This window comes from Sphingomonas sp. ERG5, assembly GCF_000803065.1.
GTDB lineage: Bacteria > Pseudomonadota > Alphaproteobacteria > Sphingomonadales > Sphingomonadaceae > Sphingomonas.
Genome location: NZ_JSXI01000001.1, coordinates 57,195 through 75,975, shown reverse-complemented (window position 1 = coordinate 75,975; position 18,781 = coordinate 57,195). Strand labels below are relative to the sequence as shown.

At 62.7% G+C, this 18,781-nt stretch carries 16 protein-coding genes; 10 read left to right on the top strand and 6 right to left on the bottom strand.

What is annotated here, in order from left to right; all coding sequences use genetic code 11:
• Window position 1: 1 nt before the first annotated feature.
• Together OO12_RS00385 and OO12_RS00380 are read right to left on the bottom strand one after the other, a co-directional pair.
• Window positions 2–295 (bottom strand): TrbC/VirB2 family protein, encoded by a 294-nt coding sequence (locus tag OO12_RS00385; RefSeq protein WP_034156821.1) that lies wholly within the window; start codon window positions 293–295, stop codon window positions 2–4.
• Between the two features lie 151 nt (window positions 296–446).
• Complete coding sequence (locus tag OO12_RS00380; protein ID WP_052215368.1) at window positions 447–1,046, bottom strand: aspartyl/asparaginyl beta-hydroxylase domain-containing protein; 600 nt, start codon at window positions 1,044–1,046, stop codon at window positions 447–449.
• A 92-nt stretch (window positions 1,047–1,138) separates the two neighbouring features.
• On the opposite strand from OO12_RS00380, the gene OO12_RS00375 reads away from it, so the two are divergent.
• On the top strand, window positions 1,139–2,368 hold the full coding sequence (locus OO12_RS00375; RefSeq protein WP_052215367.1) for a sulfotransferase: 1,230 nt from the start codon (window positions 1,139–1,141) through the stop codon (window positions 2,366–2,368).
• Complete coding sequence (locus OO12_RS00370; protein WP_034156645.1) at window positions 2,365–4,296, top strand: asparagine synthase-related protein; 1,932 nt, start codon at window positions 2,365–2,367, stop codon at window positions 4,294–4,296. Before OO12_RS00375 ends, OO12_RS00370 begins: the two co-directional genes overlap by 4 nt.
• A 21-nt stretch (window positions 4,297–4,317) precedes the next feature.
• On the opposite strand, the gene OO12_RS00365 is transcribed toward OO12_RS00370, so the two are convergent.
• On the bottom strand, window positions 4,318–4,533 hold the full coding sequence (locus OO12_RS00365; protein WP_034156644.1) for a hypothetical protein: 216 nt from the start codon (window positions 4,531–4,533) through the stop codon (window positions 4,318–4,320).
• Between the two features lie 329 nt (window positions 4,534–4,862).
• On the opposite strand from OO12_RS00365, the gene OO12_RS00360 reads away from it, so the two are divergent.
• From OO12_RS00360 to OO12_RS00345, 4 genes are read left to right on the top strand one after another with little or no spacing between them, the layout of a single operon-like run.
• Window positions 4,863–5,372, top strand: a complete 510-nt coding sequence (locus OO12_RS00360) for a phage tail protein (protein ID WP_034156643.1) — start codon at window positions 4,863–4,865, stop codon at window positions 5,370–5,372.
• A gap of 33 nt (window positions 5,373–5,405) precedes the next feature.
• On the top strand, window positions 5,406–5,945 hold the full coding sequence (locus tag OO12_RS00355) for a phage tail protein (protein ID WP_034156642.1): 540 nt from the start codon (window positions 5,406–5,408) through the stop codon (window positions 5,943–5,945).
• A gap of 17 nt (window positions 5,946–5,962) precedes the next feature.
• A complete protein-coding gene (locus tag OO12_RS00350) occupies window positions 5,963–6,502 on the top strand; it encodes a phage tail protein (RefSeq protein WP_034156641.1) in 540 nt (179 codons plus the stop codon).
• A gap of 19 nt (window positions 6,503–6,521) precedes the next feature.
• Window positions 6,522–7,064, top strand: coding sequence for a GNAT family N-acetyltransferase (locus tag OO12_RS00345; protein ID WP_200887351.1), 543 nt, complete (start codon window positions 6,522–6,524; stop codon window positions 7,062–7,064).
• On the opposite strand, the gene OO12_RS00340 is transcribed toward OO12_RS00345, so the two are convergent.
• Complete coding sequence (locus OO12_RS00340; RefSeq protein ID WP_034156640.1) at window positions 7,043–7,342, bottom strand: DUF6916 family protein; 300 nt, start codon at window positions 7,340–7,342, stop codon at window positions 7,043–7,045. The genes OO12_RS00345 and OO12_RS00340 overlap by 22 nt on opposite strands.
• Before the next feature lie 370 nt (window positions 7,343–7,712).
• A complete protein-coding gene (locus tag OO12_RS00335) occupies window positions 7,713–9,797 on the bottom strand; it encodes an amidohydrolase family protein (protein WP_235364619.1) in 2,085 nt (694 codons plus the stop codon).
• Between the two features lie 148 nt (window positions 9,798–9,945).
• On the opposite strand from OO12_RS00335, the gene OO12_RS26595 reads away from it, so the two are divergent.
• Complete coding sequence (locus tag OO12_RS26595) at window positions 9,946–10,815, top strand: LytTR family DNA-binding domain-containing protein (protein ID WP_052215366.1); 870 nt, start codon at window positions 9,946–9,948, stop codon at window positions 10,813–10,815.
• Between the two features lie 288 nt (window positions 10,816–11,103).
• Here OO12_RS26595 and OO12_RS00325 read toward each other — a convergent pair whose 3' ends face one another.
• Window positions 11,104–11,484, bottom strand: coding sequence for an SMR family transporter (locus tag OO12_RS00325; protein WP_034156638.1), 381 nt, complete (start codon window positions 11,482–11,484; stop codon window positions 11,104–11,106).
• Window positions 11,485–11,683: 199 nt separating this feature from the next.
• Between OO12_RS00325 and OO12_RS00320 the strand changes: the two genes are divergently transcribed.
• The 3 genes from OO12_RS00320 (at window position 11,684) to OO12_RS00310 (ending at window position 18,322) form a co-directional block, all read left to right on the top strand.
• On the top strand, window positions 11,684–12,844 hold the full coding sequence (locus tag OO12_RS00320; RefSeq protein WP_160296696.1) for a glycosyltransferase family 39 protein: 1,161 nt from the start codon (window positions 11,684–11,686) through the stop codon (window positions 12,842–12,844).
• Entirely contained in the window at window positions 12,841–14,286 is a 1,446-nt protein-coding gene (locus tag OO12_RS00315) for a UbiA family prenyltransferase (RefSeq protein ID WP_034156636.1), read from the top strand. Before OO12_RS00320 ends, OO12_RS00315 begins: the two co-directional genes overlap by 4 nt.
• A 235-nt stretch (window positions 14,287–14,521) precedes the next feature.
• Window positions 14,522–18,322, top strand: a complete 3,801-nt coding sequence (locus tag OO12_RS00310) for a hypothetical protein (RefSeq protein ID WP_082006241.1) — start codon at window positions 14,522–14,524, stop codon at window positions 18,320–18,322.
• The last annotated feature ends 459 nt before the right edge of the window (window positions 18,323–18,781 follow it).

Genomic DNA, 18,781 nt, shown 5'->3' with positions numbered 1-18,781 from the left:
CTCAGTTGCCGAGGCTGGCGGTGGACTGGATGCCCGCGACGATGCTCGCCGCGCCGAACAGGATGAAACAGCCGAGGATCACGGTCGCGCCGTAACGCCAGTTGATCCGCCCGGTCAGCATCATGAAACCGACCACCGCGACCGCGATCACCGCGACGACGGTCGCGACGGTGCCGAGCAAGGTTCCCTGCATCCATTGCACGGCCGATACCAGCACGCCCGAGCCCGCTGGATCGGTGAGCGAATCCTGCGCCGTGGCGGCGCTCGATTGAACCATGGCGGCAATGCCTGCCAGCCAGACTGACGCTGATTTACCTTGGAACTTCACGCGATTACCCCACCCGGACTTTCGTCACCAGAATCGATCCGGATATTGCGCGTTTGCCCGCCGCTTGCCAATCCCCGTTGGTCTTTGCGTAGCCGCGCGGCCGGCTCGGTACAAGCGTTCAGGCGGCGGTACGCAGCATACATTCGAGCCAGTCGTTCATCTTGCAGTCGATGACGAGATGGACGCGGTCTTCGGTGCCGCGATTGGCGACCCGGTGCCGATCGGACAGCCGCAGATACCAGACGCTGCCCGGCAGCATCGCGACGTGCACGTCGTTAAGCATGAATTCGACGCCGGGATTGGTGGTGATCGGGATATGGATCCGTGCCTTGCCCCAGTCTGCGGCCAGGTCATGGTCGGTATGTTCCTTGATCACCGACCCCGGGGTCAGCCGCATCAACCGCGCCGCGTCCATCGGACAGTCGAACGCCGCCAGCACCTCGGTAAGATAGGGCGAGGCGGCGAGATTGGGCCCGTCGACGAATTCGGTCGCGGTCGGATCTGCATAGATCATCTTGATCGGATGCGTCGCGCCCTTGGCGAAACGCAGCGGCAACACGCTCCAGTCGCCCTCGTAATTCTGCGGCACATAGTGCCTGGTCCAGGCATTGCGTTCGAGCCGCTCGAAATCTTCGCGCAGTCGCACGGGGTCGAACGACAGCGGCAGGCGCAGCCGATCGGCATAGGTTGGTGCGGATTGTTGCGGCACAATGAGCATGATAGGCGAACACCCCTGACCGGGGTCGACGCCCCGATATCCGGTCAGACTATCGGCCGTGGGGGCGGTTGGAAAGACGGCGTTCGCGATCCATGACAGGCAGTACCGATATTCGCGACGCGGCGGCGTTGCTTGAGCAGTTTCGTGGTCACGCAATGAGCAACGTGGCGCTGCAGCAGCGCCTGGCGCCAATCTACGACGACAATATTTTCGCCACTGCCGTCGTCGATGCCGCCGCTGAATTGGGCATTGCGCTTTCGACCGCAGACGTCCGGAGCGCCCTGAAGCCCGATCCGGCCGGCATGGACCGGTTCGACACGAGGCCACCGCGCGGACTCGCCTGGCCCGGTCCGCAATGGCTGCCCTCGGCAATGGTCGCGGCGGGCCCGGAAATGGCGGTGGACTGGGTGCATTTTGCCGGTCGGCCTCTTGCCGATCCGTTCTTCACGGACACGCTGTTCAACGCGCGACCGCTGCCGATCAACCGGCTGATGCGCTATCGCACGCCGCTGTCCAATTTCGCACAAGCAGCGCCAGCCGACGGCCTGCCGGTCCCGGACGGATTCATCTTTCATCTGTCGCGCTGCGGCTCGACGCTTGTCGCCCAGATGCTGGCGGCGATGGATGATACCATCGTCGTGTCGGAGCCGCCGCCGCTCGACGATGTCATCCAATGGGCGCGCATGCGGACTGATGTGTCGATCGACATCCGCGTCGACATTTTGCGGGCGATGGTCGGGGCGCTCGGGCGCGACCGCACTGGCGGATCGCGGCATTATGTGGTCAAGCTCGACTGCTGGCATATGCTGGCATTGCCGCTGTTGCGGCGAGCCTTTCCCGACACACCATGGGTCTTTCTCTACCGTGATCCGGTCGAGATCCTCGTGTCGCATATGCGCATGAGGGGCATGCAGACCGTCGCCGGAGCCTCGATCGAGACATTCGGGATCGTCGATGGCCAGAATATGCCGGTCGAGGAATATGCGGCGCGCGTGCTGCGCCGCATTTCGGAGGCGGCGATCGAACATCAGGGACTCGGAGGCGGGCTGCTGATCAACTATGATGCGCTGCCAGGTGCCGTTGAAACGCAAATCCTGTCCCATTTCGGGATCAATCCCGATGACGATGCCCGCGCTGCGTTGCGCGGCGCAGCCGGGAAAGATGCCAAGGCGCCAGTGTACGCGTTCCAACGCGATGCTGAACGCAAGCAGCAAGCGGCGACGCCGGCAGTTCGCACCGCGGCTGCCGAGCATCTGGCCGAGCCCTATCGTCGCCTCGAAGAACTGCGCCTCGCGCAAGGCGCGATCTCAGGCTCCCGATGAGCGCGATATTCGGCGTCGTCCGGACCGATGGCGCGCTGGTGTCGGAACGCGAGATCGGGCGTATGGCCAATACGCTGGCCCATCGCGGGCCCGATGGCCGTCATATCGCGGTCCATGATGGCGTTGGCATGGGGCATTGCCTGATGCGCGTCACACAGGAGGACTGGCACGAAGCGCAACCGATCCGCGACGGGGGCATCACGCTGGTCGCGGACATCAGGCTGGACAATCGCGAGGCGCTGGCATCGGCGCTCGGCATCGACGACACGGCGCTGCGCGACATGCCGGACAGCGTCATATTGCTCGCCGCCTATCGCCATTGGGGAGGAGAGTGCGCCAGTCACCTGCTCGGCGATTTCACCTTCGCGATTTGGGACAGTGCGACGCGTGCGCTCACGGTTGCGCGCGACCATATGGGCCAGCGTGGCCTATTCTATCATCATGGCGACGGCTTCTTCGCTTTTGCCAGCGAAGCCAAGGCGTTGTGGGCGGTGGAAGGCGTGCCACGCCGCCTGTCGGAAAAGGCTATCGGCTACCGGTTGCTGTTCCCGGTCGACATCACGCCGGGTGCGACACTGTATGACGGAATCGCAATCCTTCCCGGCGGGTGCCTGCTGGTGCTGACAGGGGATGGCTCGTGCGAAATGCGAACCTATTGGGAGCCGCAGGCGGCGCCCGAACATATCGGCCGGGACGAAACCTATTACATCGAAGCCTATCGCAGGGTGCTGGGCGAGGCGGTCGCCTGCCGGTTGCGTCGGCTGACACGGCCGCCTGCGCTGTTGTTCAGTGGCGGGTTCGACAGCGGCGGGATTGCCGCGCTCGCCGCGCCGGTCGTTGTCGCGCAGGGACGGCAATTGATCGCCTTGTGCTCGGCGCTGGCCGAGGATGCGCCGCCGCCGGTGCGCGATTCTCGCGCTGCCGCAGAGGCATTCCGTCGCTACCCCCATATCGACCTGCGGTATTTCGTCAGGGGTGACGAAACCCCTTTCAGCGATATCGAAGCGACGTTCGCCGCAACCGAGGACAGTGCGGGGACGGCGTATGTCCGGCGTGGCCTGTATCGCATGGCATCGTCAGCCGGTGCACGCCTGGTGCTGGACGGCACTGGGGGCGATGTCACGCTGAATGTCCGGGCGGGGGCGATGCTCGGCCGGTTCCTCTTGCGCGGCCGCGTGATCACCTTTGCGCGCGAAGTCCGCGCACGACGGCGGGTAACCGGACGATCGTTGCGGCATGTCATACGCGAGGACGTGCTTCCGGCGTTGATCCCGTTATGGCTCTCGGCTGCGATCCGCTCCTATCGCCGGCGGGGGGTGCCGATGTGGCGCACCCGCGCCATCAATGCCGCTTTTGCGCAAAGATTGTTCGATGACGGTACGATCAATCCGAAGCGGTTGATCGTTCCTGCGCCCGCCTATCATCGATGGCAGGCGCGCTGGCTGGATTTCCTGCGCAAAATGGCGTGGGGCGAACCGCTCGAGACGATCTTGGCAGCAAGCGAGGGACTGACCTATTCCAGGCCCTATCAGGATCGCCGCGTCGTCGAGCTTTCGCTGGCGATACCGGAGGCGCTGCAATTTCGATGTGGCAATGAACGCTATCTGGCGCGGCAGGCGCTGGCCGATGTCCTGCCCGAGCGCTTGTTGCGCAGTGGACCGGGTAATGTCTCGGAAGGCCCTGACATGTACCGGGCGCTACGCGATAGCGTCCCCGCAGCATTGGCGGCAGTACAGACGCTCGATCAGGACAGCCGCTTATCGCGCTATATCGATTTTGCCAAAGTAATGGAGTCGATCGCGCCACTGAATGCCGCCGTCGATCGGCCGGAGGAGATTTCGCGATTGAACCTGCGCGCGCTACATCGGGCGTCGCGGACGATCGCGCTCGCCCGCTTCATCGCCTGGTTCGACGACTCCAACCGTTGACTGCGGGAGGAACGAAATCCGTCAGGAGCCGAACGGTCCGTATGGCCCAGTCGCTGCATCTGTCCCAAAGCCGACCGTATAGTGAGTGGTTTGCTGTGCCGTGCTACCGACGATCACCATCGGTGTTGACCAGGCTTTGCGGGTGTTACCTGCCACGCCGATCGATTCGGTCAGGGTCGTTTCGCCCCCAGTCTCTATTTCGACCGACGCCGCAGTTTTGAAATTGATCGCCTTCATGCCCCCAAATGCTCCCCAAGGCGCGCTACGCCAGTTGCCCGTTCTCTTCAGGATGACAGAATAGACTGCGCCGCGCAACATGATCGCTTGAGGGTAAATTCTTGTGGCTGTCGCGCAGGGCGGGAGTGCGGGTCGCCGATCCGACGGGCGCAAATCATAATCGGCGCACACTTTCCATGACTTAGTCGGTCATCGCAAGCTTATGCTGCGCCAGGGCGAAAAATTGCTGTTGTGTCCTGTCGCAAAACGATCCATCCACACATTTCAACACTTGGGGGCGGGTGGCTGACAGACGGCTTCTTTCCCCGATCGAAGCTTGAGAGGCCGCCATGAGCACTCCTTATCTCGGTGAAATTAAGCTGTGCGCTTTCAACTTCGCGCCAAGGGGCTTTGCGCTGTGCAATGGCCAGCTCCTGCCGATCAATCAGAATCAAGCGCTGTTTTCGCTGTTCGGAACCACCTATGGCGGCGATGGCCGAACGACATTCGCGCTTCCCGACCTGCGGGGGCGAACGCCGAATAGTTTCGGCAGTAACTTTACCCTTGGCGCGCGCGCGGGCCAGGAAAATCACACGCTGCTCATCACTGAGATACCGCAGCACGACCATCAACTGAACGGCACCTCCGCCGTCGGCGACAAGCGGTTCGCGAACGGCAATACGCTGGCCGCCGATTCGCGGAACGATGTGCAATTCTACTCGCCCGTCACCAATCCAATCCCCTTGGCCCCCGCATCGGTCGGCAGCCGCGGCGGGAACCAGGCGCATAACAATATGCAGCCCTATCTGGTCATCACCTTCGTCGTCGCGCTGCAGGGCATCTTTCCCTCGCGCAATTGATCCAGCGTTCGGCCAATCGGCACGGAGAATTTTATGTCGCAACCATATGTCGGTGAAATTCGGATGTTCGGGGGCAACTTCCCCCCGGTGGGCTGGGCGTTCTGCGATGGCCGCCTGGTGGCCATCTCCGAAAATGATGTGCTGTTTCAGCTGATCGGTACCACCTATGGGGGCGATGGCCAGAATACCTTCGCCTTGCCCGATTTGCGTGGCCGATTGCCGGTGCATCAGGGGACGGGCGGCGGCCTCACGACTCGCTCCATAGGCGAAGCGGCCGGCACCGAAAGCGTGACGGTGAATATCAACCAGTTGCCGACGCACAGCCACACGCTGGTGGCGTCCACCACCCCTGCGACGCTCCCATCGCCTGTCGGCGCGTTGCCTGGTACGGTCAATCCGACCGCAACCCAATACTCCTTTTATGTCATGCCGGGAACGAGCACGATGGTTCAGGCGCCGATGGCCCCGACGAGCATCTCGCCGATCGGCGGCAGCCAGGCACATGAGAACCGGATGCCGGCGCTGAACATATCGTTCATCATTTCGCTGTTCGGCGTCTTCCCCACGCAGTAATTTAGGAGCCTCGGACAATGTCTAATCCATTTGTGGCCGAGATTCGGATCTTCGGTTTCAACTTCGCGCCAAGAGGCTGGGCTTTCTGCGCTGGTCAGATTCTGCCGATTTCGCAGAACACCGCGTTGTTCTCGCTGCTCGGCACCACCTATGGTGGCAATGGCACCTCGACCTTTGCGCTGCCTGATCTCCGCGACCGCGCGCCCATGGCCCCGGGACAGGGGCCGGGCCTGAGCGACTATGTTCTTGGCGAACAAAGCGGCGAACGCGACGTGACTTTGCTGATCACCGAGATGCCTGCCCACGACCATGTGCTCAACGCGGCCACGCTGAACCCGATCAACCAGGCGCAGAACGTGCCGACGCCGAACAGCGGCGCGCAACTGGGCACATCCAATCCCGGGAATGCCTATTCGTCGGTGGCGACGCCGGCGGTAGCGTTGGCCAATGAGGCGCTTCTGCCACAGGGGGGAGGGCAGCCGCATGACAATCTACAGCCTTATCTCACGCTGAACTTCTGCATTGCGCTGCAAGGCGTTTTCCCCGCGCGCAATTAAGCGCCGTGGCGGATCGATGATGGCGGATGCCGGGTTTCCGTTCGAGCTCCCGGCAACGCTGGTTGCCGAGGGCTTTTCGCTGCGCGCCGAAACCGACGCGGACGTGCCGTTCGCGATGCAGCTTTATGCGTCGACTCGCGAGGACGAACTGGCGCAGGTCGATTGGAGCGCGGAGCAAAAATCCCTGTTCCTGGCGCAGCAATTCGCAGCGCAGCGTCATCATTACAAGACACAGATGGCATGCGATTTTGCGCTGATCGAGCATCATGGTGCGCCGGTCGGCCGGCTGTATCTGGAGCAGCGCCAGACCCAGATATCCATCGTCGACATCGCGCTGATGCCCGACGCACGGGGCAGGGGCGTAGGGCGCGCCATTATCGAGGCGCTGATCGCCACGGCGGCGGTATCGGGGCGCGGTATCGGCATTTTCGTCGAGCGCTTCAACCCCGCGCTGAGGCTCTATCGACGGCTCGGTTTTACCGAGATCAGCGAGACTGAAGTCTATCTCGAAATGGAGCGGGCTTACGAACCGGGCGGCGATCAGCCGAAGCACGCCTCATAGCTAACGCCTGTCTCATTCCGCGCGATCGGTACCAGGAATATCGCCAGATCGCCCATTTCCGCATGGCCGAGCGAATAGACGGTTTGCGGCCGGACGATGGCCTCGTGCGACGTGAACAACAGTGAAAACTGGGCGCGCTGCGCAGCCGCGGAAGAGGCGCTCACCGCTGTGACCTCGGTCAATACCAGGTCGGCGGTTTGTCCCGTTTCGTCGGTCAGGACGAATGTCGTGCCGATATGACGCTCGAAATCTTCCAGTACGAGCATGTCGTCAGCCATATTTCCCCCTCCGTTCTTTGCCAAGTCGGTCGATCACGTCGTGGGCGATCGATCGTGCGGAATCAAGTGATCCTGAGGTAAGGCTCAGGGGGAGTTGGAGGCCTGCGGCTCTCCGGTTTCTCGACGGCGGAAGCCGTATCTGTCTGCGCTCTTCCTGTTAAAGTGGCGGTGCGTCCTCGCCCGCACTTTCGGTCGCCTGCACAAGCTCTTCACAGGTAAGTAGCGCGTGCCGCCGGGCAGCCGGGTCTCTTTGTTGCGGATGCCCGACCATGCCCGTTTTCCGAACCCGTCGGTTCGGTCTTGAGCCGTGACCGGGCATCGCGCATTGGGAAATCCACAGGAGTGCGCAAACGGGGTGCGAGCTGCGCCCCTACTTCGCTGCCGGGCCGACGCCCACTTCGGACAGCAATGTGTCCGGCTGGAACAGCACGCCATCCTTCATCACCAGGACCGTCTTGCGCAGGTCCGAGACACTGGCGGTGGGATTCCCGTCGACCAGGATAAGATCCGCCAACTTGCCGGGCGAGACCGAGCCGAGTTCCGCTTCCCGCCCCGCGACGCGAGCGGCGCCAAGAGTGGCGATGTAGAGGACGTCCGCTGCCGGAATCCCCGCCTTCTGATAGAGTTCCAGCTCGCGATGATAGGTAAATCCCGGTGTGTCGTCGGTTCCGGCCACGAGCGGCACGCCGCCATCGTAGAGAGCCTTCAACAGCCCGCTCATGGTGCGGAACGAAGCCGCATTGCGAACCACTTCCTTCTCGCCTCGCGCGAGGCCGGCGCCGTAGGCGGCTCGACGAACGACCGGAGGCAGCCGATCGATGTCCGCGGCGAGGTTCGGCGCCGGCGTGCCGGGTCGGCCAAGCAGATCGCTCTCGTAAAGCGACATGGTGGGATCGACGACAGTGCCCTTCGCTTTCAGGAAGGCGATGAACTCCCGGACCTTCGGCGAGCCAGGATCGATTTCCCAGGCATGCTCCGCGATCGCGGTGATGCGGGTGATGCCATTGGTCTTGGCATTGATGTCCGCACTCATGAAGTTCAGGGCGGTGAAGTTCAGATGATGCACTTCGTCGAATCCGGCTGCGACAGCCTGGCGCATCGTCATGCCGGCCGGCACGTGGCCGCTCAGCCTTAGGCCAAGCCGATGCGCCTCGAGCGCTGCGACCGGGACCAGGGCGGGATCGAGCGAAGAGTAGAGCTTGATCTGCTCATAGCCGCGCGCGGCATAGGTGCGGATCGCGGCGCGCATTTCCTCGGGTGTGCTCACCAGCACTTTGATGGGCCCGGAAAGCGGCCCCGGCCCGTCGATAAAGCCCGCCAGCACCATTCTCGGACCGGGAAGCTCTCCGGTCTCGAAGCGCCGCTTGCGCAGAAGGGTGTCCTCCATGGTGTTGGCCAGGTCGCGCACCGACGTGACGCCGGCAGCCAAATGAAGCAGCCCGTCACTGTTGGTTGCCAGGTGGACGTGCATGTCCCAAAGGCCGGGTAACAATGTTTTTCCGGTCCCGTCGATCACGGTCGCGCCCGGCGGCGCCGCGGTTTCTCCATTCTGGCCGACCGCGACGATCCGCGAGCCATCGACAATGACCGTCATGTTCGCGCGCGTCACGCGCGCCACGGCGTCGAACAGGGAAACATTGCGGAACATGACCGGACCGGACGGCCGCCGCATGAGCGCCGAGCTCCTGGCCAGATCGCGTTTTTCGAGCGCTTCGGCCTGAGCGCGTATCAAACCTTCGGCCTGCGCTTCCATCCCGTGCCTGACGGTCGCGAACCAGGCGTTGCCCTGCATCAGCAATTCGCCGTGCGCATCCAGCCAGATCGGACGGGCTTCATAGCCTAGCCCCTGAAGCGCGAAGAGCCGCGCTACGGCAGGCGTGCCGCCAATGTCGATCGGGCGTTCGATCAAGGGTTCGAGGCGCGCTTCGCCGGAGGGCAGGAGCGGGATGCGGTGTCCGGGACTGCGCAGGAGCGCCCGCGCCAGCATGGAGAGGTGTTCGGGTGTTGTTTCGCTCGGCAGATAAAAGCCGGCGGCCTTGACGGTTCCGCTGTCATTGGCCGCTCGCCACGTCGCGGCCGGGCCCGCCTGTTTGAAGTGTTCGGAGACGGCGAGCTTATAATAATCCACGCCATCGATGCTGAGGTTGACGGGGAGGAGGTCGCTGTCGACCGTCACGACCGACCGGACCTCAGGGCCGCGGCCGCGATCATTGAACCGGAAGCTGATCTCGCGGCCTCCGGGTGCCTCCACGACCGACATCGCGCCGCTGGGCTGGCCAGACGTCAGCACGGTGTAGTCGGTGGCGCTTGCCATGGGGGTGGCGGCCAAGCCGAGGACCATTGCCATGGCGGAAGCCGTCCAGTGGCGGCCGATTGCAGATTGGAGAGCTACCATCCTCATGCCTCCCTGAACATTTGCGGCAGCGATGCCGCGTCGACGACGATCGAATTCCAACCCTATTTCTTGCCCGGGCAACGCCATTTCCCCTCTGATCGATGTATGGCAGACACGAACGTCGCCAGCGGCCCATACAAAGCCGGACCGAGCGGCATCCGCGAGCCCGGAGCGACGATCGGTCGACGGAATTCGATGAGAGGTAGGTATGGCTGAACGACGCATTGCGGTACCGAATCCCTTCCCCGGCATTGGCAGACCCGAGCGCACTCAACTGCTGCTGATCGCCCTCGCGCTCTGGGTGATCACCTATGTCATCCTGAATCTTGGCTGGCTCACTCCACCGATCGAGCATCAGCCGGAACGGGCGCTGCGCCGGATCGTCACCTGCGTCGCCGGCTTCGCGCTTTGCCTCGCGATGGTGCCGGTTCTGCAACGGGTCAGCTCACGGCCGATGCCGCAGCGGATCGGCGTGGCTCTGGTCCTGAGCTCCGTTGCATATCTCATCCATCTCGCTGTCCGGCTGGCCGTGTTCCATCTCTACCGTCCTTTGTGGGGCCCGCTCGAACCAGAGGTCGTCGCCAGCGCCCTGAGCGGGGGGCCGGGATGGATGATCGCCCTATGGGCGACTTTCTGTCTTCTGGTTCTGGGCGAGACCACTGCCGGTGCCCCCGGCCGAATGGCCATGCCCGCCGACCAGCCGATGAACTGGCCCGACGTGTGGAGCGAGGATGCGCATTGGCGCGTGCGGGTGCCAATGGAGAATGTCATCCTGTTTGAAGCCGAGCGCGATTATGTGCGCCTGCACACGCCGTCCAAGCAGTATCTTGTGAGGGGGCGATTGAAGGATTGGGTCAACCGGCTTCCCGAAGACCGGTACATGCGCGTCCACCGATCGGCGATCGTGCGGCTGGAGGCGGTCGAGGGGATACGCGGTGCGGGATCGGTCTGGCGCGTCCGGTTGCGGAATGGCGTCGAGGCTCCGGTCAGTCGGTCTATGGGCAGAGCGGTACGGCAATGGCTGGCGGGGCGGACCCGTGCCGACAGCAATGCGGCATGGTTGCCTGACGTCGGATAGACCCGGTTACGCTGGCCATCCGGCCTGCCGGGAATGGTTTCGCTGCCGCTCACAGGCGTGCGAGCCATTCTGACGGAGCGCGCAGATGCTGGAGTATCGCAGCACCGATAGCCCTGTCGCGATGCTGTTTTTGACACTGAGAAAGAGCGCACCGGCAATGCGGAGCGACAGGAGGAGCTGGCTCGATGGACAACTATGAAAGGGCGCCTCTCGCATTGAGAGTCTGACCACTGTTGCTCGCCATGCTGCAGGGCGTCGTTCTCGAAGGAGCACTATGGTGGCGCGATCTTATGCGCTTCGCGCCACCAACACGGCCCCTGCCATGATCAACAGCGTACCGGCCAGGCGCGCCGCATTCGCGGTTTCACCCAGAAACACGGTGCCTATCAGGAAGGTAAGAACGAAGCCGAGGCCCACGAACGGATAGGCCAGGGAGAGCTCGACCCTGGAAAGCACCACGATCCAGAACGCGGCCGACAAGGCATAGATTGCCAGGCCGCCGACCAGGGTCGGGGACGTCATCAACGCGACGGCTCGACCAGCCAATGCCCCGTCACTGGCCATGGCGGCGCGTACCGCCGGCGCGGTGGCGCCGAGCTTCAGCAGCAATTGGGCCGTAGCGCTCAGGGCAACACTACTCAGAATCAGGATTAGATCGGTTGTCTTCATGAAAATGCTCCGATCTGGCGATAGGGTGGCACGGAATAAGAACCGCTTAATTCAATAGTAAGCAGGAGCGGATAGCGCATGCGATATGCACTTGTCCCCGTCAGCGGCATTCTCGAAACCGAGGCTGGATCCTCGCCTGGAATGGGCGGCGCTCGGCGTCGTGCTTCTCCTTGGGATCGGTGCACGCTGCGTTGCCATGATGGTGCTCAAAGAATCGCTCCAGAGCGATTCCGCCGCTTATTTCGAGATGGCGCGTACACTGCTCGCGCCTGGCGCGATGCATGATACATATGGCAATGCCGCCTTCTACAGTCCCGGTTATCCGTTCGCCCTGGCGGCCATGTTCGGCATTGCGGGGGTAAAGCTGAGCGCGGCACTCACGCTCAATCTCATACTTGCCACGATCTCCACCTTGCTCACCTATTTGCTCGCTCGGCGTGCGACGGGAAATGGTGTGCTTGCACTGATTGCAGCCGCTGGTTTCGCCGTTCTGATTCCCGCAGTCGCCGGATCCGCCCTTTTGTTGCGCGAGAATCTTTCGGTGCCGCTACTGCTCGGCTTCACGCTGGCAATCGTGATACTGCTGGAGACCAGGCGCCCCTTGCTCGTCGCCGGGGTGGCAGGGCTGCTCTACGGTGCCGGCATGCTCGCCGGCGCTTCGGTCATCCTCACCGGCGGGACTGTGGTGGTTGCCCTGCTATGGCGCCATCGCTCCTGGCCCGGAACGAGCGCCGCTGCGTTCGCGTTCGCCGCCGGCACTGCCCTCATGCTCGGTCCGTGGGTCCTTCATGTCGATCATGTGCTCGGGCGCCCCGCGCTGAATACCAATGGACCATTCAATCTGTATGTCGGTAACAATCCGGCCGCCAACGGACGCTTCGTCAGCATGGCGGATACGCCGCTCGGCGCAGAATGGCGCGTCATCCGGGCCCGCGACGGCGAACTGCGGGCGACGGACTATCTGGGTGAACTTGCGGTGGCGCATATGCGGGCGTATCCCGTGCAAACCGGCATACTCGCCCTACGCAAGCTTGCGCTCTTCTGGTCACCCGACTTTCCCGACAGCACCGATCAATCCCGTGGCGCTGCGATAACCACCCTTCGGTGGATCGACGGGCTCCAACATCTATTGATCGTCGCATTGGGCCTGTTGGCGGTTGTGCAGTGGCGCCGTCGCACGAAGGCCGAGCGCCTTATCCTCCTGGTGATCGCCGGCTTCTGGGCAATTCATGCCGCGGCCTATGTCATGCCGCGCTATCGCTTGCCGATCATGCCGCTGCTGCTCATCTCGGCGGCGAGTGCCGCATTGCCACTCGCACGGCGTCCGGTCCGCGTGCCCGCCGCGACGGTGCCGGCATGAACGCCCCGGTCATCGGCCTGAAGGCGCCGCTCGCCCGCCCGCTCTATGTGGACCTGGACAGGACGTTGATCGCGGCGGACGTCTCGATGGAGACCTGGCTGACTTTCGCAAAACGCGGCATCGGTCCGGCGCTGCTCTTGTGCTGGTGGCTGTTGCGTGGCCGCGCCTATGCCAAGTCCATGGTGGCGCGACGCGTTTCGCTGAATCCCGCGATGTTACCTTATCGGGAGGAAGTGTTGGAGATCGTTCGCACCGCGCGGGCCGAGGGCCGGCGCGTAGTGCTCGCGAGTGGCTCGCACCAACGGCACGTCGCTCGTATCGCGCGCCATCTCGGGCTGTTCGATGCCGCGGTTGGAACCTTGGGGCGGCGTAATCTCAAGGGGCGCACCAAGCTTTTATGGATCGATGGCGATGCCGAAGGAGCGTTCGACTATGTCGGCGATAGTCGCGCCGATCGCCCGATCTGGTCCGCCGCGTATGAGGGGCTGACGGTCGGCCATAATCCGCGACAGGCCAATGTGCGGATCCTGCCTTGCCGACGCGTTCCGCTCTGGCGTGCAGCCTTGCGCGCAATGCGGCCACATCAATGGGCAAAGAACGCGCTGATCGGCGTGCCTCTCGCAACCTCGGGTTTATGGGCTGAGCCTTCGGCAATCCTGCGTACGGGGTTGGCCTTTGTGCTCTTCTCGCTGACAGCCTCCGGTGTCTATCTCATCAACGATTTGCTCGACATCGAAGCAGATCGTGCGCACCGGGTGAAATTCAGCCGACCGATCGCGTCCGGCGCGTTGCCGATCCCCATGGCGCTCGGGCTCGGCCTGGTGCTGTTGACCCTCCCGCTTCTGATTGCTGCGCTGACATTGGATCTGGCGTTTGCTGCGGTCCTGGGCACCTATCTTGTCGTCACGACCGCCTATTCGTTACGGCTGAAGCAGGCGATGACGCTCGATGTGATCGTGCTCGCGTGCCTCTACACCATCCGCATCTTCGCCGGTGGTGTGGCCGTCGGCGTGCCGGTCAGTTCCTGGCTGCTGACCTTCGCAGTCTTCTTCTTCCTCAGCCTCGCTTATCTCAAACGCTATACCGAGCTTGCCGGTGCCACCCAGGCGCCGGACCGGCTGCTGAGCGGGCGTGGCTATGTCGGTAGCGATATCGCGATCGTGATGACGAGCGGTGTAGCCAGTGGCATGGTCTCCATCCTGGTCCTCGCGCTGTTCATCAAGAGCGCCTCGCCCGCCTATCAGCACGGCACGCCCGAATTGCTCTGGGGCCTTTGCCTAGTCCTGCTCTATTGGCTCAACCGCATATGGATGATGGCCCGGCGCGGCCAGGTGTCCGGCGATCCGATTGCCTTTGCTATCACCGATCGGCGCAGCCTCGTGCTGGGCGGAATCGCGCTTGCGATCGCTCTTGCAGCGCAGCGGTTGTCCCTTCACTTCTAGACTTCCCGATCATCACAACCAGCCCGTGACGTCGAGATCTGCAGCGCCAGACTTGCAGGACATCACAAGCGCCCGCTTCCTAAAGTAGTACCGCATCCGGGGCCGCGGACCCCGTCGATTCAACCGCCGGGCAAAAGCGATCAAATGACTGCGCGACCAGGTGCTGGCTTACTCGAGGACGATCTCGGGCGAGGCGCTGTGCCTGCGTCGCACCTCATTTGCTTGGAGATACACCATGCCCGGGCCGGTAATTTCGACCTATAGTTTTACAAATGCCACGGGGCCGTTTGCCCCGACACAGACCAACGGCGGTGCGACGACGCACAGCTTCGCTATCATCGGGTCCGGCGCGACCTATAGCGGGACGCGGCTCAACCTGCCGGTCAACACCTATCTCGATGCCGGGCAGCTCGGGATCACGCTGCCGACCAATGCCAATCCTGCCTTGACGCAAACTCCCGCCTCGTTGACGCTGAGTTGGATCGGCATCCTGCCGGCGGCCGAGAGTCCGCTCTGCTCCCTCTTCGATTATGGCGATGCGCGCTTCGAGCTGACGGCTCATTGGGACGCGGGCAAGCTCCGCGTGCAGGTCGAGCGAAGCGGAACGACAGCGACGCTTGATAGCATCGGCGGCCTGTCGATGACTGCCGAGGAAACCGTGGGGGTGCGCTATGACGACGACCCCAGCGGTGCCGGCGGCACCGTTACTTTTTTGCGCAATGGTGCGGCATTTGGCCCACCCCAGGCGATCGCCTTCAAGCTTCGCGTGACGCCGCAGTGCGAGTTTCAGTGCAATGCCTCGGTTGGCAACACAAGTAACTCCGCCCTCCAGAAAGTCAGGCAGATCGCCATCAGCGTGACCGAAACCAGCGACCCCGTCACTCCTCCGGGCCCGGGCGACATGACAGTCTATGGTGATCCGGCCACGCGTTTCGCCCTTGGCGTCGATCTGGGCGGGGCAAGCGGCAGCTATAACCTGACCGTCCCGTCAGGCCTGACGCTGGTGAAACGGACAGTGACGCCGACGGCGGTGACGAAGACCTCAGCCTATACCATCAATGCGCTGGCCGCGTCTTATCCGCCCACCCAGACCAACGGGGGTATCATCGCAAACGCGCTCGGTATCGTCGGGTCGGGTGCGACCTATACCGGCAGCCGCCTCAACCTGCCGACCGGCACTTATCTGTCGGCCGGCGCAATCGGCATCTCCCTGCCGACCAACTCGGATCCAGCCAAGACTCGCACCCCGCGGTCGATGACCCTCGGCTTCAAAGGCATCCTGCCGCTGGCCGAAGCGCCGCTGGTGTCGCTCTATGATTATGGCGAAGCGCAATTCTCGCTCTATGGCTATTGGTCAACGGGTCAGGTTGCGGTCTATCTGGAACGGGATGGCCAGACTGTGGTCCTCTACAGCGCGACCGGTCTTTCCAACACCGCACAGGAGGACATCGGCGTTCGTTACGACGACAATCTCGCCGGTGCCGGGGGAACGATCATCTTCCTGCGCAACGGCGCGGCGTTCGGACCGGCACAGCCTGTCGCGTTCAAGCCGAAGATCACGCCTGACATGCTGCTCGAATCCAACGCGTCGTTCGGCAACACCGGCAACTCGGTCAATCTGAAGGTCAAGGAAATCTCCGTGAAACTGGAGGTGCTGGCCGACACAGAGACGTTCACGCCGGTGTCGTCGGGATCGATTAGCGGCGCTGATATCGAACGGCTCTATGTCGATGCGCTTTCCGTTTCGACACCGCAGCCGAGCAGAACAGTGTCCTATACGCCGGCCGGCGGAGGGACGGCATCGACCGTAAACGTCATTGTCGGCCCGCTCGATGTGCCTGTCGGTACGGCATATCGCGCGATTCTGGAGAATTGGTCGACCGGTTCCGCAGTCAGCGACGCCAATGTCCTCGTCATGACCAGGCCGGTGCGGCAAAACTGTCAGTTCGAGGATGCGACGCTGCGTGCCAATCAGCCGCGCTGGATGGAATGCTTGCCCCAAGGGCCGGTGCCGGTCATCTCCAACATCGCCTATTATTGCGAGGCGACACGTATCGGCACCTATGTGCAGTTCCAGTTCGGCTATGACTGGACTGCCGCGACCATGCCCGACAACCCGTTCGGCGACCCGAGCGGCAAGGAAAGCTATATGGTGCCGCACAAGTGGCGAATCGAGGACAAGAACGGCACGGTACTGGCAACCATCCAGCGACCCGATGGCGGTCCGCTGAATGGCAACGATGTCCCGGGAATCTTCACCGGCACCTATGACGGCAACGGCGTTGCCGTCACCAATGCCACGAACAAATGGTATCCGCGCGGAACGGTGCGCGCCGGCGTCATCTGGCGGTCCGGGGCGCCAGCCGCCTATGACCAGGCATTCATCAATGCCAACCTGCCGCGATACGACGTGACCATCGGCTATGCGTCGCACACTCATTATTCCAATAACGGCTTCGATGTGAGACTTTGGGGCGCGGACAACAGCAACGGCTTTGGCAATACCAGGGTGATGCCATACGAGCCGTCCAACTATGCGACGCTGACGACTCAGGTGGGCCTGACGTCCGACCCGTGGAAGGGCTCGCTCTACTCGTTCGGTTCGCTGGCGGCAGTGGCGTCCACCTGGCTCAAATATACGCCCTTCAATCAGTCGGGCCGTTCGCCCCTTACCGGGCCGGGCGGGGTTCGGGACGATCGCGCGGCTTTGGCCGAACCGGTGGGCCAATATATGTATAATGTCGCGGCGAACCGGCCTCACGACAGCAAGCCATGGTCCACGATCGCACTCGATTATCTGACCGCTTATGTGAGCGATCCCTATCATTGCTTCGAGGGCGGGCGCTGCGTGCCACTGTTCAAGGGCGCGAACGGCGGTCGCGATATCGGTCTGCGCAATCACTATTACGGGCAGGGAGAGGCGTCTCGTCCCGCCAACCGTTCCTGGTATATCCAGGGCGGGCGCCCCTATGAGATGGCCGATAGCTACAACCCCTGGACGGCAAAGGTGCCTTATGGCGGCTCGGCGATCCGCAAGCCCTATTTCGGGGCCAATGAAATCGACCTGCCGCATGCGCATCAGTTTCCGCATTGGGGATCGCTGCTCTGCAAGACACCGGAGTTCGCTTTTCTGGGGCATAAGCTGAGCGATCAGGGCCGGCTCTATGAGAACTTCATTTTGGCGAGCAGTTTCGGCGTCGGCTCGCTCTTCGCCGAAAGAAGCGCGGCGTGGCAGTTCTTGCATAGCGTCCTGATCTGGAAAACCGCATCGCGGACGTCCGACCGGCTCTATTCGCGAGCCGAAATCATGCAGTTCGTCGTCAACGATTTCGAATCATTCAGTGATCAGCACAAGACGTCGACACCGGGCTTCGATCATCCACCGGCGAACGTGATGGCCGGCGGCAGCGTCGATCAGAATCTGGCGGTGTATGCGGCAACCCAGCGCTTTGGTGTGTGTGGATGGTTGGACGATGCGGTGGTCCAGCACGACTTCTACATCGGCTACTGGCTGACCGCGCTCGGAATTGGCGAACGTCTTGGTTTCAATGCGGCGCTGCGGGCGGCTTCGACCAAGGCGGGTGCGGTGCTGGATTGGATCATTGCGCAGCACAGGAAAAGGGTGGTGGGTCGAATCAACAATGCGCCGCTCGCCAACCCTGGCACCGGGTCCGACTACCTGTTTACCTTGTGGCCTGGCAGCGCCATGTCCAGCGCTGGCGGTGCTGCCGCTTCCCTGCCGCAAACCTATGCGGCAGTCGCGACGCAGAACGGTAATTCGCCCACCTGGGACGTGTTCCAGTATGGCGGCTCAACCGACCTCAGGGACGGACAAGCAATGGACCAGCTCATCGCGGCACCCTCGATCCTGAGACTACATCTGGGGCAAAGCGGCAGCGACCTCACAACCGCAGAGACGACGGCAACGACCCGGCGCAGCCAGAAGAAGACCGAACAACAGGCTTTGGGCGCAAATGGGGCGGGCACGACCTGGTTCAAATATCTGCAAGCGGCTCATAATCCGGCAATCTCATAGCGTAACGGACGGACCGGCCTGATCAAATGATCAGGCCGGTTCACCGATATGTGGCCAACGGGCGAACCGCTGACGGGCCGGACGCGCTGCGCCTGATCGGACTACCCCAAGTCCGCGACGATGGGCGATTGTTTGTATGAGGTGGATCGTCGCTGCTGTGGTCATATGCGTGCCGATTTGTGTCGAGGCGCAGTCGTCCCACGATCCTGCATCTTAGGAGTTTCGCGCCAACGCTTGCCGACTGCCGGAACGAGGATTGGAGGCGAGGTCATCAACGCCCGAGCGGATGGCACCCACTACTATGAGGGCGATGACTGTCTGATCATTGGGGTCAAGTTCCACCGCTCGTCGACAAAGTCCGGGAGCTTGCCTCCGTTCTTCAACGGTCGTTCCAGCGTTCGACGTTGCTTCCCGAAACCTGCCGGTCCGGTTTCCATGTTGGAGAGTAATTCTGGATAT

Excerpts from the sequence above, each read along its gene's own strand:
- OO12_RS00360 (WP_034156643.1), top strand. The coding sequence starts at position 4,863 with ATGAGCACTCCTTATCTCGGTGAAATTAAGCTGTGCGCTTTCAACTTC.
- OO12_RS00355 (WP_034156642.1), top strand. The coding sequence starts at position 5,406 with ATGTCGCAACCATATGTCGGTGAAATTCGGATGTTCGGGGGCAACTTC.
- OO12_RS00375 (WP_052215367.1), top strand. The coding sequence starts at position 1,139 with ATGACAGGCAGTACCGATATTCGCGACGCGGCGGCGTTGCTTGAGCAG.
- OO12_RS00370 (WP_034156645.1), top strand. The coding sequence starts at position 2,365 with ATGAGCGCGATATTCGGCGTCGTCCGGACCGATGGCGCGCTGGTGTCG.
- OO12_RS00380 (WP_052215368.1), bottom strand. The coding sequence starts at position 1,046 with ATGCTCATTGTGCCGCAACAATCCGCACCAACCTATGCCGATCGGCTG.
- OO12_RS00325 (WP_034156638.1), bottom strand. The coding sequence starts at position 11,484 with ATGAAGACAACCGATCTAATCCTGATTCTGAGTAGTGTTGCCCTGAGC.
- OO12_RS26595 (WP_052215366.1), top strand. The coding sequence starts at position 9,946 with ATGGCTGAACGACGCATTGCGGTACCGAATCCCTTCCCCGGCATTGGC.
- OO12_RS00350 (WP_034156641.1), top strand. The coding sequence starts at position 5,963 with ATGTCTAATCCATTTGTGGCCGAGATTCGGATCTTCGGTTTCAACTTC.
- OO12_RS00340 (WP_034156640.1), bottom strand. The coding sequence starts at position 7,342 with ATGGCTGACGACATGCTCGTACTGGAAGATTTCGAGCGTCATATCGGC.
- OO12_RS00345 (WP_200887351.1), top strand. The coding sequence starts at position 6,522 with ATGGCGGATGCCGGGTTTCCGTTCGAGCTCCCGGCAACGCTGGTTGCC.
- OO12_RS00365 (WP_034156644.1), bottom strand. The coding sequence starts at position 4,533 with ATGAAGGCGATCAATTTCAAAACTGCGGCGTCGGTCGAAATAGAGACT.
- OO12_RS00315 (WP_034156636.1), top strand. The coding sequence starts at position 12,841 with ATGAACGCCCCGGTCATCGGCCTGAAGGCGCCGCTCGCCCGCCCGCTC.
- OO12_RS00310 (WP_082006241.1), top strand. The coding sequence starts at position 14,522 with ATGCCCGGGCCGGTAATTTCGACCTATAGTTTTACAAATGCCACGGGG.
- OO12_RS00320 (WP_160296696.1), top strand. The coding sequence starts at position 11,684 with ATGGTGCTCAAAGAATCGCTCCAGAGCGATTCCGCCGCTTATTTCGAG.